This is a genomic window from Flavobacterium sp. LS1R10 (genome assembly GCF_003968825.1).
Taxonomy (GTDB): domain Bacteria; phylum Bacteroidota; class Bacteroidia; order Flavobacteriales; family Flavobacteriaceae; genus Flavobacterium.
In genome coordinates this window covers 79,462-101,452 of record NZ_RYDH01000009.1, presented here as the reverse complement: position 1 = coordinate 101,452, position 21,991 = coordinate 79,462, and the positions used below count along the sequence as shown (strand labels likewise).

Sequence of the window (21,991 nt, the reverse complement as noted above, 5' to 3'; positions counted from 1 at the left end):
TTCTTTATATGAAATTGTACCAAAATATTCTTATTATAATTATCACATGAAAAAAGTATTTAACTTATTTGATTTTTCACGGCAAGTCAATTACAAAACTGAAATTTTAGCAGGATTAACCGTGGCTATGACTATGATTCCGGAATCATTATCTTTTGCAATAGTAGCAGGTTTTCCGCCATTGATGGGTTTATATGCGTCTTTTATTGCGGGATTGATTACGGCTGTCTTTGGTGGTAGACCGGGAATGATTTCTGGAGGAGCAGGAGCAACGGTAATTGTTTTAATTGCTTTAATGAATTCAAATGGATTAGAATATGTTCTTGCAGCAGTTGCTTTGGCAGGAGTTTTACAAATTTTAGTAGGGCTTTTTAAACTTGGAAAATTTATCCGACTGGTACCACAGCCCGTTATGTTTGGTTTTGTAAATGGATTAGCCGTAATTATTTTCATGTCGCAATTGGATCAATTCAAAACCTTTGTTAATGGTAAAAGCGAATGGCTTTCTGGAACTTCTTTCTTTATTATGACAGGATTGGTTGCATTGACAATAGCAATTGTGGTGTTGCTACCCAAAATAACAAAAGTAGTTCCATCTTCATTAGTGGCAATTATTGTGGTATTTGGACTGGTTTTTTTCTTTGGAATTGAGACTAAAACGGTGCGGGATATTGCTTCCGTAAGTGGCGGTTTTCCACCTTTTCATATTCCTAATATTCCTCTTAACCTGCAAACGTTACAAATAATATTTCCTTACGCATTAATCATGGCTTCTGTGGGATTGACAGAAGGGTTATTGACCTTGAACTTAGTCGATGAAATAACTGAAACAAAAGGCAAAGGAAATAAAGAGTGTATCGCCCAAGGAAGTGCTAATATTTTGAATGGTTTTTTCTTTGGAATGGGCGGTTGCCCTATGATTGCACAAACATTAGTTAATCTTTCGGCGGGTTCCAGAGCGCGATTATCAGGAATCATAGCTGCACTAACCATACTTGTAATTATTTTGTTTGGTGCTCCAATAATTGAACAGTTGCCTATGGCGGCTCTGGTTGGTGTCATGATTATGGTAGCAATTGGAACATTTGAATGGGCGAGTTTCAGAATCATCAATAAAATGCCAAAACACGATATTTTTGTTGGGATTTTAGTGGCACTAATTACTATAGTATTACACAATTTGGCTTTAGCCGTCTTAGTTGGAGTCATCATTTCTGCATTAGTTTTCTCTTGGGAAAGCGCCAAAAGAATTAGGGCTAAAAAATACCTAGATGATAAAGGAGTGAAGCATTACGAAATTTATGGGCCTTTATTTTTTGCTTCAACAACCGCTTTTTTGGAAAAATTTGATATTTTGAATGATCCAAACGAAGTCATTATTGATTTTAAAGAAAGTAAAATTACCGATATGAGTGCTATTGATGCCGTAAATAAAATTACAGAGCGGTATGCAAAAGTCGATAAAACGGTTCATTTGCGACATTTAAGCGAAGATTGCAGAGTGTTACTAAAAAACGCGGATAGCGTAATTGACGTAAATATTTTAGAAGATCCTACTTATAAAGTTGTTGTTGATTAGCATTACAACTTGAAGCTATTCAAAAAAGAATAGCCACAGATTCACTAATTTTATTTTTTATTCGAATTAAAATCATTAAAAATGTGGCGATAATCTTATTGCTTATTTTCATAATAAGCTATACTTTCATCGCCTCTGCTGCTAATCATCCTGTTTTGAGAGCGGCATTGATAGAACTATTCAGTAAGTTGTCGCCACAAATGAACAGCGTATCTGATATTTTTATTTCCGAAACAGCAATCGTATTTCGCACACTTGCCTGATTAGGCAAAGCATAGTCAATGTGATACGCCTTTAGAATTTTCCACGAACTTATTTTTGAACCAAGGGTATTTATTTTATCTTTTAAATTCCCAACGGGAGCAAAAAGAGTGGCAAGTGCGGCCGATGGTATTCAGAATGGATCTGCCAGTCTAGCTCCCACAATAATTACATCCTGTTTCATAGCTTTTTGATAAATTTTCGTATAAAAACAGACCAAATAGAGTTTTATAGTCACTTAAATAAACGACAATTTAAATTTTGATTATTGTTGCTGTATTTGAAATTGCATCATTAAGTCAATTTGTTCGTCATTTCCTAAGGTAAAAATGTGTTTGTCAAATACTACAAATCCATTTTTAGTATAAAATCGAATGGCTCGGTGATTTTCTTCCCAGACACCAAGCCAAATATAATCAACGCCAGTACGTTGTGCAATCTTTTTTACTTCGTTCAGCAACAGTTGCCCAATGTTTTTACCATGAAAAGTTTGTAAAACATAAATCCGATGTATTTCTAAAGCATTTTTGTTTATGTTTTCCGTTTGAGCATCACCAATGTTTATTTTTAAATATCCAACGATTTCTGATTTTGAAATGGCTACATAAAAAAAGGAATTTGGATTGTTCAATTCAGTTGTTAATTGTACTGCATTGAAGTTTTTTTCGATGTAATTAGTGATGTTTTCAGGGGTGTTTACAGCGGCATAAGTTGCTGTAAATGTTTGGATACTTATCTTTTGCAGTTCTTTAAGATCAGCGATTGTAGCTTTTCTAATTTCAATTAGATTCATGTTGACCTACTCTTTGTGTTATTTTTAAACTCAAAAATACCAAAAAAAAGGTTGCTAAACTAAATCCTCTAGTACACTATTAAACAAATTAGTTTAAAGGCTCTTGATTTCTTGATTTCAATTAGTACTTTTGGGAGAATTAATAAAAAGCGCTCGAAAGAGTAATGTGTATGAAAATTGTAATATCGCCAGCCAAGTCGTTAAATTTAGAGAAACAGCTACCTACGGAGTTGCACACCCAACCTTTGTTTTTAAAAGAATCGCGAGAAGTCCACAAAGTTTTAAAAGAGATGAAGCCTGCTGATTTATCAATTTTGATGAGTATTTCAGATAAGCTAGCTGATTTGAACTGGAAACGAAATCAAGATTGGAAAACACCTTTTACCACTTCAAATGCACGTCCGGCTGTGTTTACTTTTGATGGTGATGTGTACATTGGATTAGATGCGTATTCGATTCCAGAAAAAAAAACAGAAGCTTTACAAGATCGTTTAAGAATCCTATCCGGTTTGTATGGCTTGCTGAAACCATTGGATTTAATTCAGGCGTACAGATTGGAAATGGGCACCAAATTACCCATTGGCGAAAGCAAAAATCTGTATGAATTTTGGAAACCAATCGTTACAAAAGCTTTAAATAAAGAGCTCAAAGAAGACGAATTGTTTGTCAATCTTGCAAGTACGGAATACTTTTTGGCAATTGATGTCAAGGCGTTGAAAGTTCCTGTGATCACTCCGGAATTTAAAGAGTACAAAAACGGAAAATTAAAGATCATCAGCTTTTTTGCCAAAAAAGCAAGGGGAATGATGGTGCGTTATATTATTGATACGGATGCTCAAACGATTGAAGATTTGAAAGGGTTCAATTATGATAGCTATCAATTTGATGCAAATTTATCGGAGGGCAATCATTTGGTTTTTACCCGTTAGAGACGCTATTAATCGGCTCTTTATTAATGCATGGCATCAGCAGGATTGATTTTGTTTTTCCCTTTTTTGATAAAAAAGATGATTGGAATACAACACAGAAACATAATTCCCAGATACAGAAAAATATCCATATACGATAAAACGGTACTTTGTTTCATCACTGAATAATCAATAACCTGATAGGCTTTTTTCAGCGATTCATTAGCACTAAATCCTTTTGACATAAACCCTTTTTGCAACATTATAACGCGTTGTTGGACTTCGAACTTGCTGGCATCTAAATTTGAAATCAAATTTACTCTGTGTTCCTGACCAAATCTCGTGATAAAGGTGGTGATAATTGCTATTCCAAATGAACCTCCCAATTGGCGCATCATTCCTGTAAAGGCTGCCCCTTCGCCAATATCCTTTCCTTTTAAGGTGGAGAGTGACAGTGTGGTTATGGGTACAAACAGCAGTCCCAATCCTATTCCTCTTAAAATTAATCCCCAATACAAATGCTCAACACCCGTATTAGGAGTCAAGCTGTTGTGCATCATTAGGGTAAAGAAAAAGAAAATCAAAAAACCAAGACCCACCATATAACTTTGCGGAACACCTCTTTGAATTAGTTTACCAATAATGGGCATCATAATAGCAGTGGTGATTGAACCCGGAATAAGCAATAATCCTGCATCTGTAGCGGTCCAGCCTAGAATGGTTTGGGTGTAAATTGGAATTATTAATGTGGAACCATAAAGACCAAAGCCTAATATGAAACACATTATGACACCAATTCTTAGATTTCCATCTTTTAAAACCTGCAAATTGACAACAGGATGTTTGTAGGTCATTTCTCTCCAAATGAATGATACCAGGCCAAAAATGGATACCGTACTCAAGAATATAATTATTTTATTGTTGAACCAGTCATCTTGTTGTCCGTGTTCTAGAACATATTGCAAAGAACCAATAAACACAGTCAACAGAAAAATCCCCAACCAATCGACCTGATTGGCTTTTAGTTTTTCGCCATATTTAGGACTTTTAACAAAAGTTAAAGCTAGAATAGTAGCTATGATACCAATGGGAATATTAATATAAAAAATATAAGGCCAAGAGAAATTGTCAACAATATAACCCCCTAATGGTGGACCCAAAGTAGGTCCCACGATAACTCCCATTCCATAAATAGCCTGTGCCATACCTCGTTTTGCAATGGGATAACTCTCTGTTATAATGGTTTGTGCGGTCACTAATAAAGCACCACCGCCCAAACCCTGAATAAATCTAAACGTAATAAGTTCCCATATATTATTGGCATTGCCGCACAAAAAAGAGGCTACTGTAAAAATGATAATGGAAGTCACAAAATAATTTCGTCTTCCAAATTGTTGTGAAAGCCAGCTGGTCATAGGGATTACAATCACGTTTGCAATAGCATAAGCGGTAATGACCCAAGCAACATCATTTAATGTGGCACCCAGACTTCCTCTCATGTTTGTCAGTGCCACATTGACTATAGTGGTATCTACGATTTCAAGTAAAGCACAAAGTACTGCTGTGATCGTAATAAGAACTCGTCTGTAGCCATATTCTACTAAATCGTCTTCTCCTGCTTGTGCCATTTATACTAAAGTGTAAACTATCATTTTATTAAAAGAGGTGCCGTTTTTAATTCAAAAAAAACAGCTTTAATCTAAATGTACATCAACATCTACATTCATTCCCGGACGCAGTAATTTTATTTTTTCAGGGTCATTTGTTGGAATCAAACTTATTTTAACAGGTAATCTTTGAATGGTTTTCACAAAATTTCCTGTGGCATTATCTGGCGGTAATAAGGAGAAACGGGATCCTGTTGCTGGGGAAAAGGAAGTAATGGTTCCCTTGAAATCATATTCGGGATACGCATCTACTTTTACGATTACTTTTTGACCAATAACCATTTTGTTGAGTTGCGTTTCTTTGAAATTAGCAACTACCCATGCTTCATTGTTGTTGATAATATAAAATAGGGATTGCCCTGGTTGCACTAGTTGTCCCGGCTGAATATCAATTTTTGATACCTGACCATCAATAGCAGCAGTGATAGCAGTGTAGGTTAAATTTAATTTTGCGGCATCAAGCATTGCTTTTGCTCTTTGTATATTGGCTGCAGCCACTTCTGTCTGTTTACCTGAAACTTTAGATTTAGCTATAATAACTGATTTTTGAAAGGCAGTGGCTCTTTCCTGTTGTTGTAACACGCGTACTTGACTTTCAGCTTCCAGTTTGGCGGCTAAAGCCTGTTCGTATTGTTGTTTTGTGATCGAATGGCTTTTGTATAAATTATCATATCGATTGTAATCACTGGTTATGCGTCCCAATCTTATTTTTGCGGATTCGATATTACCACTTGCAGATCGTACATTGGCATCCGAAACAGAAATACTGGCTAAAGCACTTCCTATATCAGCTTTAGTAACTTCAAAATTACCTTCAGCGCCAATCATTGCAGCATGTGCTTCTTCAATTTTTAACTGGTAATCCCTTTTGTCAATGGTAAAAAGCGTATCGCCTTTCTTTACAAAATCATTGTCCTTGATGTACACTTTATCCACATATCCTGAAACTCTTGGGATAATTGGGTTCATGTTTTTTTCAATTTGGGCATCATCAGTTTCTTCGTGAGATTGTGAATGCAGGTATTTAAAAGTTCCGTACGTCCCACCTAAAACTACCAATGCCACTAGGATTATGATAAATTTTGTATTTGTTTTTTTGTTTTCCATGGTAGGTATATTATAATTTTGAAAGTGTGAAGGTTTGAGATAATTGGCCGGTTACCGAGAGTAACTCATAGTATTTTTGAATGGTATTGGCTTTGGCCAAAGTCTTATTGATTTTAGAACTCAATTGCTCTACATCAGCCTCCAGTAAATCATTGGTGTCCGAAAGACCGTTGTCATATTTATCTTTGATGATTCTGTAATTTTCAGAAGATTGTTCCAGCGCTTGTCCATATACAACATCTTGTTTTAAAGCTAAATCATAATCTTCAATCGCTTTTTGAACTTGGATTTTAATATAATCCGTTAGTATGGCTTCAGAGTTTTGGACTTCTAAAAATTTATTTTCGGCCAGCCGCACTAAAGTTCCGTTTTTTAGAATGGCACTCAAATCATACGAAAGCCCGATGCCTATATTCATCGCGTTTTGCACCGTAATCACATTGCTCAGGTCTAATGCCGTATACCCGCCAACTAACGCAATGGCCGGATAGTACGACCCTTTAGCTATTTTTATATTGGCTTCACTGGCTTTTCCCTGAAACCGAAGGGCTTCTAAATCCTTCCGATTTTCTAGTGCCGGTAATTCATTTTCAGGGATATTAGTCATTTGGAAATCGGCAAAATCACGCTCTCGAATCTCTAATTTTGTGTCCGGATTTAGTTTTAAAAGCGTAACCAGATAAAAGTTGATGATTTTTAAATTATTATTTGTTTCGTCTAATGACAATTGGATTTTCGAAGCCTGTAATTGGGATTTTAACAAATCATTTCTGGGGATAATTCCGTTTTTTTCAAGGGCTATAAAATCGTTTACCCGCTGTTGCGCACTTTTTTGATTTTCTTTTAGTAGTTCAATTGTTTTCTGGGCTTTGTATAAACTGGCATAATAATCAATCACCCGCAACGCAATTTCCTCCTTTGTTTGCAATGCCGTAGCCATTTCTGCCTGATACAAATTTTCATAAACGGTGATGCTATTTTGAATTTTAAAACCTGAGAAAACCGGAACACTAGCATTCAACTGTCCAATCATCAATTGATTGACAATTGGGAGTGCTTCCTGAGTTCCTGTATTATTTTGATTGAGTTTGAAATTAACGGAAGCATTTGCTAATCTTTGGTATTGCCCTGAAAGTTTCAAATCAGGATATTGATTGTTTTTGGTAGATTGCAGTTCGTACTTTTTAGTTTTTACTTTTGTATTGGCTAGTGTAACTTCATTACTTTTGGCCCAAGCCAAATTGATGGCTTCGTTCAATGTTAAACTTGTTTTTTCTTGCGCTGCTGCAGATGAAATTCCAATGAAGAAAATCACAATGAGCATGAATGGACTAACTTTCATACGTAGATAATTTTTGTTTTTTGTAGGAATATGGAATTCGCATAGGTCTTTATTATTGTTTGCATAGCATTTCTGGTGTGCCCATTTCATAGATCAGAAGTGCCTTTACAGTTTGTTGAATGTGCGTTGTCAAATTGGTTTTGATGTAATTATTGTATAAATCTTCAGTTTTCAAGTTTAATAAATTTTCGAAGAAAGGTTTGTTCATGTGAAAATGAAAAAAAGTGCCCAGAATTGTGGGTGTGATAAGCGGAATAATAATATCTTTTCTGAAAATGCCTTTATTCTGGCCTTCTTTAATTATAATTTCAAGGGATTTTAGATTTCCTTTTTTTAATTCTGAAAAAACCGAAAGATTTTGTTTGCTTTTTTTGGAGGGGAATTCAAAGTGTAATATTCTATAAATCCCTCGATTACTATTGATTCTGTTGATGTACAGTTCAATCAGCTTATTGATTTTGTCAAGGGGTTCCAGATCTTCCAGTAATAAATGTTCTAATTGATTTTTAAGATCTGAAGTTCTGTACACTATAAGCGATTCCAGTAGTCGCTCTTTGGACCCAAAATAATACGAAACCATAGCAATATTGATTTTTGCTATTTTTGCTATGTTCCTAATCGAAGTACCGTCAAATCCCTTTTCTGCAAAAAGAGTTTCTGCAACTTCCAGGATTTGAATTTGTTTGTCGTTAAAATTACGTTTCAAGAGAATTTAATTTTTTCAAAAACAAAACTAAACAAGCGTTTAAATTAAACAACCGTTTGGTTTTTATTTAACATTGTTTTAACATTTTAAATAAAGCCGAACGGTTTTTTTTATTTTTGATAGTCTCAAAAAGGAAGGTTTCGGGAACGGTGACTTCTATCTAAAATTGTGAATATCTATTTTAGGAATAGTAAATTTAGTTTCCTTTAAAATCTATCTTTGACATCCTAAAAATAAAATAAAATGAGCACAACTTGGTACGAATGCAAAGTGAAATATAGAAAAACAGATGAAACCGGCGGGCAAAAAATTACGACCGAACCCTACTTGGTAGATGCGTTATCTTACACAGAAGCCGAAAGCCGAATTAATGAAGAAATGTCAGCGTATATCAGTGAAGAATTCAAAATCACGAATATAAAAGTGGCTAATTATGCTGAGATTCATCCTTTTGAAAATGCAGATCGCTGGTTTAGATCTAAAGTTTCATTACTCGCCTATGACGAAGAAAGTGGCAAAGAACGCAAGACCAATATGTATTTATTAGTGCAAGCCAATGAGGTAAAAGAGGCTTATGATAATACTATCAGTGTGATGAAAGGCACGATGGGGGATTATACGATTCCTGCTATTTCAGAATCTCCTATTATGGATGTTTTTCCGTATTTCAGTGGAGAAGAAGGAGAATTGGAACAATTAGAAAGGTTCAATGCAATCAAAGCTTCTAAACCGGAAGCAACTGTCGAGATAGAAGATCACATGGAATTTGAAACCGCACTTGAAGAAGAAGTTGCAGTTTAAGACAAATTGTATTAAATAAAACTCACCGCAAATTCGCAAATTATAGAAACCGTTGCTAACTGTTTTTATCTGCGAATTTGCGGTTTTTAAATTTTAATACTAAGTTTTTCAGAATTGTAATTAGTTCTGTCTAGCCAAGACTTTCTCGTATGCTTTTCGTGGGCTTCCTCTAAAATAAACTTCACCACAATAGGTATAACCTGAACTTTCAAAAATTTTTATCATGGCAATGTTGTCAAAATTGGTGTCTGCTTTTATGCTGTAAATGAGGTTGCTTACCGCAAAATCCTCAATGTGTCTGAGAATCATTTTAGCCAAGCCTTTGCCTAAATACTTTTCAGCAATAGCTACGCGGTGAAGTACAACAAAATCATCATTGGTTAACCAGTTTCCTTCAATTTTCTCATAAGCGGGTTCGTCATTGATTAGTACCGCGCTATAACCAATAATGGTTTCTCCTTCAACCAAAACAAATCCTTCCCCTTTTTCTATATCTTTTTGTACAACCTCTGGATTTGGGTAACCGTCTTGCCATTGATTGCTGCCGTCTTTTTTTCTTCGAATGATAGCTTGTTGTAATATCTCCCATATTGGAGATATCTCAGAGGGTTCTGCTTTTCTAAAGTGATACTTGATCATCGTAATTTAAGTTTTTTAGGGTATTCGCTAAAGTATTTCTGCCGCTTACAAAGGGTACTAAATTAGGTTTTTTTTTTCGTTTTTTTTTAGCTTTGGTCTATAAAAGAGTGTTTTTTTATACTCAAAAGAAGCTGTAGAGTACAAATGAATCAACTTTTGGAACGTTTATGGAATGACAGAATAGAACTGTTGAATAAAAAAAAGACTACAGCAATTCCTGAAATTAAACTAGAGTCAAATTTAACAATGATAGCGGTGGTGGGCATCTAACACTATTTGTCAATAGATAAAATACGTTTTTTATGTTTCATAAGTGTGTAAATTATTCGAGCGCAATACCCAAAACAAATCCTAAAGTATTCTAAATTGTATTGATTTACAGTTTTTTATTTCTGAATTTTGATATCTAAAGATAGATCATGAAAAAGAAAATTCTGGCCTTAGGAAGTCTAACATTGCTCTCAGTAACTTTATTCGTAATGAATCTGTGCCACTCTACACCTAAAAAGGTAAAGGCAATACAAAATTTTGATAAAGACAAATTTCTAGGCAACTGGTACGAAATTGCACGGCTGGATTTTGTTTTTGAAAAAAATTTAAACAATACCACAGCTAAATATTCACTCAATAAGGATGGAAGTCTTAAAGTGATAAATCGGGGTTTTAATTTTATAAAGAACAAATACGTTGCAGCTACAGGCAAGGTCAAGTTTGCGGGCGATTCAAACACCGGAAAATTAAAAGTTTCTTTTTTTGGTCCATTTTATTCAGGGTACACCATTATAGCACTTGATTCGGATTATAAATATGCTTTGATGGCTGGGAGAAGTCTTAAGAATTTATGGTTTCTTTCACGAGATAAAACAATGCCTCAAAATATAAAACAAGAGTATCTAAAAACAGCACAAGACCTTGGCTACAATACTTCCCAGCTCATTTGGGTCCAACACAATTAATTGATACAATTGAAAACGTACTTGCTTATTTTCAATAATTGGTACTTAGTACGTTCCAATTGAAGCCGTAAATTGTGCAGGAATGTATGAAAAAAAATATTTATTAATTTTTTCAGGAAAAATTAGAATAGTATTTTTGTCACATGAATTTATCCAAATCAAGTGTTTTGTTTATGGCAGCCTGCACTGGACTTATTGTTGCCAACCTCTATTATTGCCAACCCTTAATTATTTTAATAGCAGCCGAATTTAAAATCCCCGTAACGGATTCCGGTACAATAACCTACCTGACGCAAGCAGGTTATGCTATTGGACTTTTTTTTATGGTTCCGCTTGGCGATAAGATTGAACGTAAAAAACAGATTTTAATCACCACTTTTGCCTCAGTAATAGCCTTGATTATTGCGGCTACTGCCCAAAGTTTTGTGGTGCTAGAAATTGCTTCATTACTTATAGGTATTACTTCTATAGTGCCACAATTGATTTTACCTTTGGTTGCCTCTTTAAGTAAGCCGGAAGAACGGGGTAAAGTGGTAGGGACCATTATGAGTGGTTTGCTTGTGGGGATATTATTGTCTAGAACCCTTAGCGGCTTTATTGGAGATATTTGGGGCTGGCGAGCCATGTTTTGGATAGCCGCCGGAATATGTCTTTTTATTTTTTTTGTAATCTACAAGCAATTTCCATTCAATCAACCAGTATTCGGGGGAACTTATGCGCAATTAATCCAATCGCTTTTTTCTTTGATAAAAACCCAACCGTTATTGCGAGAAGCAACCGTGATGAATGTATTTTGTTTTGCTCAATTTGGAGCGTTTTGGACCACAATGGTGTTATTGCTTTCTGATGATCCTTTTCATTTTAATAGCGCAACAATAGGTCTTTTTGGCGTGGTGGGCGCTTCCGGAGCATTAGCGGCACCTTTGGTAGGTAAAATCGGAGACAAAGGCAGTTCTAGAGTTGTTGTGGGATATGGCAGTTTATTGATGTTAGTCAGTTTTGTTATTTTTTATTTTTCAGCACAAAGTATTATCGGAATAATTACAGGGATTGTCTGTATTGATATTGGTTTACAAAGTGTTCATATTTCAAATCAAACCCGTGTATATTCAATACTTCCAGAGGCACGAAACCGTATGAACACCGTGTATATGTCGTTTAGTTTTTTAGGAACTGCGGCAGGTTCAGCTTATGGTTTGATGTTATGGAAATATGGAGGCTGGAAGGCTGTTACTTTGGGTTGCATTATTTTGTCATTATTAGCATTAACTGTGTATGCAGTTACTTATAAACGCAAAGACAAAGTGCAAAAAGTACAATGAATTGAGTATTATAAAAAAAGCGCAAAGTCAAAATACTTTGCGCTTTTTTTATAATACTCTGAAATACTTTAAAAAGAATATAGTTTTTTACATGAGTTTGCCAAAGAAAACAGCATTCCAAAATAATTTTTCTGTTCCCAGCCAGAAGGCTCGGAAATTAGTATTGTCTGTGAAAATTAAAATAGCTCCATCTCCTTTTCGAATGGCTTGAAACGGTACGGTTTCTTTTAACAACTCCAGTTTTGGTTTCGAAATGTAACCGCTCAACAATGGATTTTTAGTATACTGGATTGGATTACCAAAACTGTTTTTATTGGGTTCAATAAAAATAGAGGAGTTTCTGAAAATAGGCATCGTATTTCGTGGCATTCCATAATTAATAGGATGTGATAAATCTAATCTGGTTTCAAATATTGCCCCGCCAATCTCTTGTGCTCCCTTGAAATCACTAGTTTGTTCAAATGAAATTGCTTTAGCTTCATTTTTAGTAGTTTTCAAAGTTAATTCAATTAATTTACTATCATTCAGCCATTTAATAGCATCCTGATACGCAATTAAAGTTCCTCCACTTTGAGTCCATTGCTCTATTTTAGCTGCTGTAGCTGGTGAAAGTCCACCATAATTTCCATTGACCATGATCAAAGTCGTATAACCACTTAGAGTCACTCTTTGTAGTTGTTCCATATCTATTTTAGTCAATGGAATTTGTGCTTTTTGATCAAATAAATGCCATAATTCTCCCGCATCTGATGGATCAACACCACGTCCCACGACCATAGCTACTTTAGGCATGGTAAGATTGACTAGATTGGGATTTCCTAAATTGGCACCATCAGTAAACCCGGTTTCTACGGCGGTAATAGCAATAGCGTATTCCGGGATAATTTGGTTCAGGTACGCATACATTTCATCTGAACTCATTGTCTGATTCTGAACAGGTACTAACAAACTCCCATAGGAAAAAGTTTTTCCGTTGTGGACAAATGGTTTCTTAGTGGTTTTTATACGCAGTCCTTTGGCCTGTAATTGGTATAAAAGTTTAGGAGAATTGTAGTCTGTCCATTCGATTAGGTATCCTACATCACTTTTTTGATTGACCGTTCCGGGTTTCAATACATTTTCGTAACGTGCCCCGGCTTGTGAAAGGGAATTCAGTTCCTCAAAATTTAAATTGAAAGCCAGATCAAAATTCCATGCTGAAATGTCATAAAAGATACTGTCTTTGAACTTGGTTTGTCTATCAAAAATAGCGTGTATGAGCTTTGAGTTTTTTTGTTCCATGGGAATAATAATACTCAAATCTTTACTGAAATTCTTTTTGTTGATGGTGATGTCTTCTTTCAATTGCAGCATTTCAATTTTATGCTGGCTTAGTATTTTGGCGAGTTCTTGAACTTTAGTAGCATCTTTTTCGTCTCCAAATACATAGCCTTTTGTTTTGTTTCTTTTACTTTCGGCACTGGAATTAGTAAAAAAATCGCGTTGGTATTCCAGCAACTCTTTTCGCATTTCATACGCAGCCTGTACTGATGACAAGCTGGTTGTAAATTGATTTTTGATGGTAAATGGAAAAGTGATTATTCCGTTTACGCTTTGTTGGGCATGTCCTCTTGAACTCGCTTGTTCAAATAAAATACCGATACCTCCATTGATGTCAGGATAGGTAGATCCTTTGCCGTAATAAAAGTCATCAAAACCATCTTCGACATAATAAAAACTTCCAATTTTATCCAATGCTTTGGCATGGTAGCCTGCAATTTTTTTGGTTAGTTTTTGGTTTAATTCAGGAGTGAGTGGGTTGGTGCGACTTTGAACTCCCGGCTGAAAAAAGTAAGTCGAATTAGTTCCCATTTCGTGAAAATCACACAATACATTTGGCATCCATTTCCTAAAAGTCCTAATGCGCGCCTGACTTTCAGGAAGTTGAACGGGAAGCCAGTCTCTGTTCATGTCAAACCAGTAGTGATTAAATCTTCCGCCTGGCCATGCTTCATTAAATTCTCGGTCATTAGGATCTGTTACTAAGTTTTTACTTTTATGGCTGTTCACCCAAGTTGAAAAACGATGCAAACCATCTGGATTTAAACTTGGATCTAATAGAATAATCGTATTATCCAGCATTTTCTTTAGTTCAGGACTTTCTGAGGCTGTAAGATAATAGGTCAGAGCAATTGCGGCACCGGTTCCGCTGGATTCATTTCCATGGATTGAATAGCCTAAATAGAGTACGATAGGCAAATTAGATACATCCGAAGCATTAGTATCTGAATCCGATAAAGCGAGGTGTTTTCTATGAATTTCATCAATTTTTGCTAAATTTTCAGGACTTGAAATGGTAAGTAATTGTAGTGGACGGTTTTCATAAGTGTAACCGGTTGTTTCTATTTGCACTCTGTCAGAAGCTTTTGCAATAGCTTCCATAAAGTGAACTACTTGATTGTGATCAGTATGCATTTCTCCTAATTCAAAATTAAAAACACTTTTAGGTGTCGGAATTTTGTCATTGTACGTTTCGTTTTGCGGCAAAAAATACGCTAGTGGTACTGGTCTTTCTTGTGCATTGCAAATGAAACTAAAAAAGAATAAAAGGTAATAAATAGATTTCATAGATAAATAGGTTTTTAGTGGTGACGGTATAAAAAGAATCATTTGAATACAGGTTGTGTTAGAATTACATCAAAGATTAAATTTCAAGTGGCTTTAAATAGGATCCTTTTTAAGACAGAAAATTGGAAGAAATTTCAAGATGATTTATCAAATGTAACGTTTTAGTGAATAGGTTCAAATAAATTAATTTTGTAAATTTGCATTTCAATAAAAATTAAAAAGCAATGGAAAACGGAATATATGCTAAGTTCAACACCACAAAAGGGGCTGTTTTAGTAAAACTAACACACGATTTGACTCCTGGTACAGTTGGGAACTTTGTAGGATTAGCAGAAGGTAACTTAGAAAATAAAGTTAAACCACAAGGAGTTAAGTTTTATAATGGATTAAAATTTCACAGAGTAATTCCTGATTTTATGGTACAAGGCGGTTGTCCACAAGGAACAGGAACTGGAGATCCAGGGTACAAATTTGATGATGAGTTTCATCCAAGTCTAAAACATGATTGTCCGGGTGTTTTGGCGATGGCCAATTCAGGACCAGGAACGAATGGTTCTCAATTTTACATTACACACATTCCTACGGAATGGCTGGATAATAAGCATACTGTTTTTGGTCATGTAGTTGAAGGTCAGGATGTCGTTGATGCTATCGCTCAAGGCGATGTTTTAGAGACTTTAGAGATCGTTAGAGTAGGAGATGAAGCTAAAAATTGGAATGCAATTGAAGCTTTTATTAGCTTTAAGGGATCACGGAACAAACGTGATGCCACTTTGAAAGCCGATGCTGAAGCTGCGATGGAAAAATTAGCTGCGGGTTTTGAAAAAACAGAAAGTGGACTGCGTTACCAATTCATCCAAAGAGGAGAAGGTAAAAAAGCAGAAAGCGGAAAAACCGTTGCTGTTCACTATGAAGGTTCATTAGAGAATGGAAAAGTGTTTGATTCCTCTTATCCAAGAAAAAAACCAATCGAATTTAGATTGGGGCAAGGTCAGGTTATTGAGGGTTGGGATGAAGGAATTGCCTTGTTGCGTGTAGGTGACAAAGCACGTTTTGTGATTCCATCTCATTTAGGGTATGGATCTCGTGGTGCCGGAGGAGCAATTCCGCCAAATGCTACTTTGATTTTTGATGTAGAATTGATGGAAGTAAAATAGTTTTTAGTACTCTTTTCAGCGACTAGAAAAGACAAATACAAAGAATCCCAAAACGAAAGTTTTGGGATTCTTTTATACCGCTTATTTTACTGTACTTATTTTTATATTTTTTCGCTTATTTTTAAGGCTTTTTTATCGGAATACTTAATTGTCAATATTTATTCTTACTTCTTGGTAATTGGCATCATAGCGCCAGGAAAAACCAATACCTCCATACAGTGCAGATGGAGTATCTTTAAGACTTGTACTTATTGAGGCATCAATTTGCATGTCTTTATTTAACAAATAAGCAGCGCCACCACGAACAATTGCATCGCTGTAAAAATCACTTTTGAACCCCTGATTTTCTACAAATCCGGACCATTTGTCATTAAACCCTCTAGTCAAAGTTACCACGTAGCCATAACTCGGGAATTCAGTAGTAATATAGTCAGCAATGATATTCGTCACAAAAACCCACCTGCCATCGCCTAAGTGGTTTTGGGTAATCAACATAATTTTTGGAGATATACTGGATTCAGGGGAAAAAGAATAGGGATTGTCTGCCATCGTAAAATTAGCTCCTGCAAATATAGATACAGCAGGAATTAATTGATGCCAGTCAAAACTTTGATTGGCTTTCCAGCTGTAGAGGTTTGTTTTTTTTTCATAATTCCGGAAAGGATCATACACTAAATATTTAGCTCCCAGAACCGTTTGCTTGAAGTCTGCACGATTGGTTTTGTTGAATAAAGAAGTGTACAGTTCGTTTTGGTATTGTATATCGGCTATCAATTCCAGCTTTTCCATGAATAATCCCCATCGCAATGTGGCATCAATCCCAAAACCGTTTGCATCATAGTTCAATAAACGATGGTTTTGTTTGATCCCGTAAACACCAGTTTCTATTTGGATAACAGACTTTCCAACAGCAAAAGCCGACATGGTTTCACCCGGTCTGTTCGAATTGATTTGATCCGTATGTTGCCCATAATGAATACTTGGAATCATTGAGAGAGCTACAATTAGTAAGATTTTGATTTTGGACATCTTATTTTTTTTAGTTAAAAAGTAACAACGCTTTTCAAATGTACTATATTTTATTATTTATTTAAGAGAGATAGTTTAATTTTGAACAGTTGATTTATTAATTTTGGAAAAAATTACACTTATATGCAAACAGCTTCATTTACGGGTTTTATAAAAGCACTTTTTTATATGATTGCTTTCTATTATATTTTTAGATTTTTGGCTAAATTATTTCTGCCATTATTAGTAAAAAAAGTAGTGCAGAAAGCAGGCGAAAACATGCAGAAGCAACAGCAGTATGCACAAGAGAATACGTGGCAAAAAACGCAATCTAAGGAGGAAGAAGTTCTTTACACAACAGCAAATACTAAAAACCCACGCGAAACCAAAAAAGTGGGCGATTATGTAGATTACGAAGAAATAGATTAAATTTGTCATTATTAGCATCATTTTTACTATAATCCAAACCATTTTACATTGAAAATAATAAATAAGTTCTATCCACACGCCATAGCCATACTTGGTTTTGTTGTGATTTCTCTGCTATATTTTTATCCTGTGTTGCAAGGAAAGCAAATTTTCCAGTCTGATATTGTGCAATATACAGGAATGGCCAAAGAGCAAAATGACTTTAGAGCCACCGATGATGTGGAGCCGTATTGGACTAATTCCGCATTTGGTGGTATGCCAACCTATCAACTAGGAGCCAAATATCCTCACGATTATATTGGTGAGATAGACGATGCATTGCGATTTTTACCGCGTCCTGCGGATTATTTATTTTTATATTTTCTTGGATTTTATGGCTTGATGCTGGTATTAAAAGTGGATCCCTTGAAAGCCTTTTTTGGTGCATTAGCCTTTGGTTTATCTACCTATTTGATAATTATTCTTGGAGTTGGTCATAATGCTAAAGCACACGCTATTGCGTATATGCCACTGGTTATTGCTGGATTTATTTTGGTGTTTCAAAAAAAATATATTCTTGGAGGTTTGATTACGCTTTTTGCGACAGCATTAGAAATCAATGCGAATCACTTCCAGATGACCTATTATTTATTGATTTTCTTATTGATTCTTTCTATATGTTTTGTGTACCAGCAAGTAAAAGAAAAAGACTATAAATCGCTACTGTATTCATTTGGAATACTTGCGGTTGCGGGAATATTTGCTATTGGCACCAATGCGACTAATTTATTAGCTACTGCCGAATATGCAGATTTTAGTACTCGAGGGAAAAGTGAATTAACCTTTAATCCTGATGGTTCAAAAAAGGATAGTAATAGCGCCTTGACGTATGAGTACATAACGGAATACAGTTATGGAATTATGGAAAGTTTTAATCTGATAGCGCCCCGACTTTTTGGAGGCTCAAATAATGAGGCAGTAGGAAAAGACAGTAATATGTTTGAACTAATGGTGGGCAAGGGCGTACCAGAAGATCAGGCAACTGATTTTGTTTCAGGAATGCCAACCTATTGGGGAGATCAACCCATAGTTGCTGCTCCCGCATACATTGGTATAGTGGTTTTCTTTTTGGCTATTATGGCCTTGTTTATTGATACACGCAAAATAAAATATGTATTCCTTTCTGGAGCTGTAGTTGCTTTGATACTTTCATGGGGGAAGAATCTTCCTTTAGTGACTGATTTTTTTATTGACTATATTCCTATGTACAATAAATTTAGAGCAGTTTCCTCCATACAAGTTATTCTTGAATTGTGTTTTCCTGTTCTGGCTATTATGGGATTGCAGTCTTTCTTTACATTGGACAAAAAACTACAAAAGAAAGCCGTAATGGAGACCGGTGTTTTAGGGCTGGGATTAATACTGATCTTGTTTTTTAGTAAAAGTATGTTTAGTTTCTCTGGAGGTAATGATGCGTATTATCAACAAAGTTACGGACCTGACTTTGTTAATGCCTTAAAACAGGACCGAATGAGTTTGTATAGTGCTGATTTATTGCGATCTGGTTTCTTGATAGTAATTACAGCGGGTATTTTATGGTTGTTTATTAAAGATAGGTTTGCTCAGAAAACCGCTATTATACTTGTAGGCTTATTGATGGTTTTTGATTTGTTTTTTGTTGATAAAAATTATGTGTCAGGAAAAGATTTTGTCAGCGGCAGGGAAGTGGAAGTCCCATTTCAGGAAACAGCTTCCGATGTTGAAATTCTCAAGGATACAACTCATTACAGAGTTTTTGAAGTAAGTGGAAACTTGTCCAGCGCACGTGCTTCTTATTTTCATAAATCAATTGGTGGCTACAGTGCCGTGAAGCCGCGAAGAATGCAACAATTATTTGATTATCAAATTGCCAATAATAATATGGAAATCCTAAACATGCTAAATGTCAAGTATGTAATTCAGACGGATAAGGAAGGAAAAGAATTTCCAACTTCGAACCCAAATGCCAATGGGAATGCCTGGTTTGTAAGCAGTGTGAAAGTAGTTAATACCCCTGATGATGAGATGAAATCTTTAGGACAACTAGATACTAAAGATGTCGCAATATTTAACCGGCATGAGCATGGATCTAAGTTTAGAAATGTTGGATTGAAAAGGAGATGGGATACCAGTGGAACCATTCAATTAGACGTTTACAAACCCAATTATCTTAAATATACTGCTAATAATACTAAATATGCTTTGGCAGTTTTCTCTGAAATATATTATGAAAAGGGATGGAATGCCTATGTTGATGGCGTAAAAACAGTTCATTTCCCTGTTGATTATGTATTGAGAGCACTAGTTCTTCCAGGGGGGCAACACAAAATAGAATTCAAGTTTGAACCTCAAGTTATAAAAACCGGAAGCACGATTACGTTGGTAAGTTCCATAGGAATGTTGTTGCTTTTGATTGGTGGGATTTATTTTGAAAGAAAAAAAAGGCGTTAGCTGTCTGATATTTATTTGTAAATTTGATCTAATAAATTTCGAATACATTCTAAATTTTTAATGCAATGGGTAAAGTCAAATTAAATCACGAACATCAACAGTAAAGGAGGCTAGATATGTTGAGGAAACAAGAGGATTGACTTATCAGCAACGTTTTGAAAAACTGATGGCAATAATCGAAATATCTTGCTTATTAAAGGCAGCAAAGAAATATTCAAAATCAAAATAATTTGAAATGAATATGCATAAACAAATAATAGATGTTTGGAAGTACTTGTCAGAAAACAAGGTAAACTATTTAACTATCGGTGGATTTGCAGTAAATATTTACGGCTACGGAAGAAACACAGGAGATATTGATATTTTCATTGAAGATACGATTGCTAATCGTGGAAATTTAAGAAATGCGATCAAACAAATTGGTTTAGGTGATTTTTAAAGTATTAATACAATGCAATTTATTCCGGGTCGGACAGATTTCACTCTAAATATTAATTTTAGATTGGATATTATGACTTCTGTTAAAGGTTTAGAAAATTAGCCTTTTGTAGTACTTTTAGAAAAAGCAAATATCATAGATATAGATGGAATTCCAGTGTTTTTTATTGATTATGATAATTTGATTATTTCCAAAAAAGCAGCTAATAGACTTAAAGATCAACTAGATATTGAAGAGTTGGAGAAACTAAATAACAAAAATATTTATTAAAATTATGATAGAATTATTCGGTTTAAAATCGTTTCAACAAATATTGTTGTTACTTTTTTTATTAGGTTTTATTTTTGGAGTATTGTTTGGTATTTACTTATTTATACCTGACAAATTTAAATATTATTCAGTAATCCCCGCTTTACCGGCTTTTTACATTATTTCAAAAGGATTGTATCAAAACAGTACTTTGTTTTTTACGGATTTAAAATCAATTACAACAAAATCCTAAACTTGGAACCAAAAAAAATTTTAATAATTACCTATTATTGGCCACCGGCTGGAGGACCTGGGGTACAACGTTGGCTAAAGTTTGTTAAGTATTTGCCAGATTTTGGCATTCAGCCGATTGTGTATATTCCGGAGAATCCAACGTATCCTATTGTTGATGAAAACTTGGTTAAAGAAGTTTCGGATAAGACCATTATTCTGAAACAGAAAATTTTTGAACCGTATCAACTGGCTTCGTTTCTTTCGAAAAACAAAACCCAAAAAATCAGTTCCGGGATTATTCCAAATCAAAAAAAACAATCTTTTCTGGATAAAACGTTTCTTTGGATTCGCGGGAATCTTTTTATTCCCGATGCGCGTGTTTTTTGGGTAAAACCATCAGTTGCTTATCTGGAGAAATATATTGTAGAAAATAATATTGATACCATTGTTACTTCGGGACCACCGCACAGTCTGCATCTTATTGGATTAGAATTAAAACAGAAATTAGATTTAAAATGGTTTGCTGATTTCAGGGATCCATGGACCACTATTGGGTATCACAAATCCTTGCGATTGTCGAGTTTTGCTGCTAAAAAACACAAAGCACTAGAACACCAGGTTTTGAATACAGCCGATACCATTATAGTAACGAGCAAAACCACCAAAACCGAATTCCAGGCGATTACCGCTAAGCCCATTGCGGTTATCACCAATGGGTATGATACGGAGCAAGTCGAAAAACAAGCGTTAGATTCTAAATTTTCTTTGGCGCACATTGGTTCTTTTCTTTCCGAGAGAAATCCTCTGATTTTATGGGAGAGTTTGGTTGAATTGATTCATGAGATTCCGGAGTTCAAATCGCATGTAGAAATAAAGCTAATCGGAGCAGTCAGTCAAGAAGTTTTGGAAACTATGACACAATTCGGGTTAAATTCCTATTTGAATAATTTGGGGTATGTTTCGCATGCAGAAGCGATTGCACATCAAAGAAAATCCCAGGTTTTGTTGCTTGTCGAAATTAATTCTGAAGAGACTAAAAGCATTATCCCTGGGAAATTATTTGAATATATGGTTTCCAACCGTCCAATTATTGCAATTGGTCCCAAAGGTTCTGATTTTGCCGAAATTATTACCACTACCAACACAGGCATATTTTTTGATTATTCGGAGAAAATGAAACTTAAAAGTGTAATTTTGGACTTTTATAATCAGTTTTTGGAAGGTAAATTGCAAGTAAATGGAGTTGGATTACAGCGTTATTCCAGAAAAAATCTTACCAAAGAATTGGTTGAACTGCTTAATAAAATATAAATTAAAA

19 protein-coding genes are annotated in these 21,991 nt (G+C 35.1%); 11 read left to right on the top strand and 8 right to left on the bottom strand.

Annotated elements, in window-relative coordinates; genetic code table 11:
• Positions 1-46: 46 nt before the first annotated feature.
• On the top strand, positions 47-1,579 hold the full coding sequence (locus tag EKL96_RS14010; protein ID WP_126463436.1) for a SulP family inorganic anion transporter: 1,533 nt from the start codon (positions 47-49) through the stop codon (positions 1,577-1,579).
• 526 nt (positions 1,580-2,105) lie between these two features.
• Here the strand turns inward: EKL96_RS14010 and EKL96_RS14005 are convergent.
• Positions 2,106-2,633: a GNAT family N-acetyltransferase gene (locus tag EKL96_RS14005; protein ID WP_126463434.1), complete on the bottom strand. Its 528-nt coding sequence runs from the start codon at positions 2,631-2,633 to the stop codon at positions 2,106-2,108.
• A 170-nt stretch (positions 2,634-2,803) separates the two neighbouring features.
• Between EKL96_RS14005 and yaaA the strand changes: the two genes are divergently transcribed.
• A complete protein-coding gene (yaaA, locus tag EKL96_RS14000) occupies positions 2,804-3,562 on the top strand; it encodes a peroxide stress protein YaaA (RefSeq protein ID WP_126463432.1) in 759 nt (252 codons plus the stop codon).
• A 23-nt stretch (positions 3,563-3,585) separates the two neighbouring features.
• Here yaaA and EKL96_RS13995 read toward each other — a convergent pair whose 3' ends face one another.
• The 4 genes from EKL96_RS13995 to EKL96_RS13980 all read right to left on the bottom strand — a co-directional run bounded on the left by EKL96_RS13995 (position 3,586) and on the right by EKL96_RS13980 (position 8,363).
• Positions 3,586-5,169 (bottom strand): MDR family MFS transporter, encoded by a 1,584-nt coding sequence (locus tag EKL96_RS13995; protein WP_126463430.1) that lies wholly within the window; start codon positions 5,167-5,169, stop codon positions 3,586-3,588.
• 66 nt (positions 5,170-5,235) lie between these two features.
• Entirely contained in the window at positions 5,236-6,315 is a 1,080-nt protein-coding gene (locus EKL96_RS13990) for an HlyD family secretion protein (RefSeq protein WP_126463428.1), read from the bottom strand.
• Between the two features lie 10 nt (positions 6,316-6,325).
• The gene (locus tag EKL96_RS13985) at positions 6,326-7,657 is read right to left on the bottom strand and encodes a TolC family protein (protein WP_126463426.1); all 1,332 of its coding nucleotides are present in this window, start codon (positions 7,655-7,657) and stop codon (positions 6,326-6,328) included.
• Positions 7,658-7,709: 52 nt separating this feature from the next.
• Positions 7,710-8,363, bottom strand: coding sequence for a TetR/AcrR family transcriptional regulator (locus tag EKL96_RS13980; RefSeq protein ID WP_126463424.1), 654 nt, complete (start codon positions 8,361-8,363; stop codon positions 7,710-7,712).
• 243 nt (positions 8,364-8,606) lie between these two features.
• Between EKL96_RS13980 and EKL96_RS13975 the strand changes: the two genes are divergently transcribed.
• Positions 8,607-9,164: a DUF4494 domain-containing protein gene (locus EKL96_RS13975; protein WP_126455916.1), complete on the top strand. Its 558-nt coding sequence runs from the start codon at positions 8,607-8,609 to the stop codon at positions 9,162-9,164.
• 120 nt (positions 9,165-9,284) lie between these two features.
• On the opposite strand, the gene EKL96_RS13970 is transcribed toward EKL96_RS13975, so the two are convergent.
• Positions 9,285-9,803: a GNAT family N-acetyltransferase gene (locus tag EKL96_RS13970; protein ID WP_126463422.1), complete on the bottom strand. Its 519-nt coding sequence runs from the start codon at positions 9,801-9,803 to the stop codon at positions 9,285-9,287.
• A gap of 419 nt (positions 9,804-10,222) precedes the next feature.
• On the opposite strand from EKL96_RS13970, the gene EKL96_RS13965 reads away from it, so the two are divergent.
• The gene (locus EKL96_RS13965) at positions 10,223-10,759 is read left to right on the top strand and encodes a lipocalin family protein (RefSeq protein WP_126463420.1); all 537 of its coding nucleotides are present in this window, start codon (positions 10,223-10,225) and stop codon (positions 10,757-10,759) included.
• A gap of 143 nt (positions 10,760-10,902) precedes the next feature.
• A complete protein-coding gene (locus EKL96_RS13960) occupies positions 10,903-12,081 on the top strand; it encodes an MFS transporter (protein ID WP_126463418.1) in 1,179 nt (392 codons plus the stop codon).
• An 87-nt stretch (positions 12,082-12,168) separates the two neighbouring features.
• Here the strand turns inward: EKL96_RS13960 and EKL96_RS13955 are convergent, their stop codons facing one another.
• Positions 12,169-14,688 (bottom strand): M14 family metallopeptidase, encoded by a 2,520-nt coding sequence (locus tag EKL96_RS13955; protein WP_126463416.1) that lies wholly within the window; start codon positions 14,686-14,688, stop codon positions 12,169-12,171.
• Between the two features lie 224 nt (positions 14,689-14,912).
• On the opposite strand from EKL96_RS13955, the gene EKL96_RS13950 reads away from it, so the two are divergent.
• Positions 14,913-15,845, top strand: coding sequence for a peptidylprolyl isomerase (locus tag EKL96_RS13950; protein ID WP_126463414.1), 933 nt, complete (start codon positions 14,913-14,915; stop codon positions 15,843-15,845).
• Between the two features lie 144 nt (positions 15,846-15,989).
• On the opposite strand, the gene EKL96_RS13945 is transcribed toward EKL96_RS13950, so the two are convergent.
• Entirely contained in the window at positions 15,990-16,874 is an 885-nt protein-coding gene (locus tag EKL96_RS13945) for a transporter (protein ID WP_199739629.1), read from the bottom strand.
• Positions 16,875-16,997: 123 nt separating this feature from the next.
• Between EKL96_RS13945 and EKL96_RS13940 the strand changes: the two genes are divergently transcribed.
• From EKL96_RS13940 to EKL96_RS13920, 5 genes are all read left to right on the top strand, one after another.
• A complete protein-coding gene (locus EKL96_RS13940; RefSeq protein WP_126455421.1) occupies positions 16,998-17,282 on the top strand; it encodes a DUF4834 family protein in 285 nt (94 codons plus the stop codon).
• Positions 17,283-17,330: 48 nt separating this feature from the next.
• Positions 17,331-19,751, top strand: coding sequence for a YfhO family protein (locus EKL96_RS13935; RefSeq protein ID WP_126463412.1), 2,421 nt, complete (start codon positions 17,331-17,333; stop codon positions 19,749-19,751).
• Between the two features lie 235 nt (positions 19,752-19,986).
• The gene (locus tag EKL96_RS14530) at positions 19,987-20,190 is read left to right on the top strand and encodes a hypothetical protein (RefSeq protein ID WP_233579320.1); all 204 of its coding nucleotides are present in this window, start codon (positions 19,987-19,989) and stop codon (positions 20,188-20,190) included.
• Positions 20,191-20,464: 274 nt separating this feature from the next.
• Complete coding sequence (locus tag EKL96_RS13925; protein WP_126463410.1) at positions 20,465-20,692, top strand: hypothetical protein; 228 nt, start codon at positions 20,465-20,467, stop codon at positions 20,690-20,692.
• Between the two features lie 2 nt (positions 20,693-20,694).
• A complete protein-coding gene (locus tag EKL96_RS13920; protein ID WP_126463408.1) occupies positions 20,695-21,984 on the top strand; it encodes a glycosyltransferase family 4 protein in 1,290 nt (429 codons plus the stop codon).
• The last annotated feature ends 7 nt before the right edge of the window (positions 21,985-21,991 follow it).

What these genes read in the sequence shown, in the direction of transcription:
- EKL96_RS14530 (WP_233579320.1), top strand. Translation starts at nt 19,987, where the DNA reads ATGAATATGCATAAACAAATAATAGATGTTTGGAAGTACTTGTCAGAA.
- EKL96_RS14005 (WP_126463434.1), bottom strand. Translation starts at nt 2,633, where the DNA reads ATGAATCTAATTGAAATTAGAAAAGCTACAATCGCTGATCTTAAAGAA.
- EKL96_RS13975 (WP_126455916.1), top strand. Translation starts at nt 8,607, where the DNA reads ATGAGCACAACTTGGTACGAATGCAAAGTGAAATATAGAAAAACAGAT.
- EKL96_RS13950 (WP_126463414.1), top strand. Translation starts at nt 14,913, where the DNA reads ATGGAAAACGGAATATATGCTAAGTTCAACACCACAAAAGGGGCTGTT.
- EKL96_RS13945 (WP_199739629.1), bottom strand. Translation starts at nt 16,874, where the DNA reads ATGTCCAAAATCAAAATCTTACTAATTGTAGCTCTCTCAATGATTCCA.
- EKL96_RS14010 (WP_126463436.1), top strand. Translation starts at nt 47, where the DNA reads ATGAAAAAAGTATTTAACTTATTTGATTTTTCACGGCAAGTCAATTAC.
- EKL96_RS13965 (WP_126463420.1), top strand. Translation starts at nt 10,223, where the DNA reads ATGAAAAAGAAAATTCTGGCCTTAGGAAGTCTAACATTGCTCTCAGTA.
- EKL96_RS13985 (WP_126463426.1), bottom strand. Translation starts at nt 7,657, where the DNA reads ATGAAAGTTAGTCCATTCATGCTCATTGTGATTTTCTTCATTGGAATT.
- EKL96_RS13970 (WP_126463422.1), bottom strand. Translation starts at nt 9,803, where the DNA reads ATGATCAAGTATCACTTTAGAAAAGCAGAACCCTCTGAGATATCTCCA.
- EKL96_RS13925 (WP_126463410.1), top strand. Translation starts at nt 20,465, where the DNA reads ATGATAGAATTATTCGGTTTAAAATCGTTTCAACAAATATTGTTGTTA.
- EKL96_RS13955 (WP_126463416.1), bottom strand. Translation starts at nt 14,688, where the DNA reads ATGAAATCTATTTATTACCTTTTATTCTTTTTTAGTTTCATTTGCAAT.
- EKL96_RS13995 (WP_126463430.1), bottom strand. Translation starts at nt 5,169, where the DNA reads ATGGCACAAGCAGGAGAAGACGATTTAGTAGAATATGGCTACAGACGA.
- EKL96_RS13960 (WP_126463418.1), top strand. Translation starts at nt 10,903, where the DNA reads ATGAATTTATCCAAATCAAGTGTTTTGTTTATGGCAGCCTGCACTGGA.
- EKL96_RS13990 (WP_126463428.1), bottom strand. Translation starts at nt 6,315, where the DNA reads ATGGAAAACAAAAAAACAAATACAAAATTTATCATAATCCTAGTGGCA.
- EKL96_RS13940 (WP_126455421.1), top strand. Translation starts at nt 16,998, where the DNA reads ATGCAAACAGCTTCATTTACGGGTTTTATAAAAGCACTTTTTTATATG.
- yaaA (WP_126463432.1), top strand. Translation starts at nt 2,804, where the DNA reads ATGAAAATTGTAATATCGCCAGCCAAGTCGTTAAATTTAGAGAAACAG.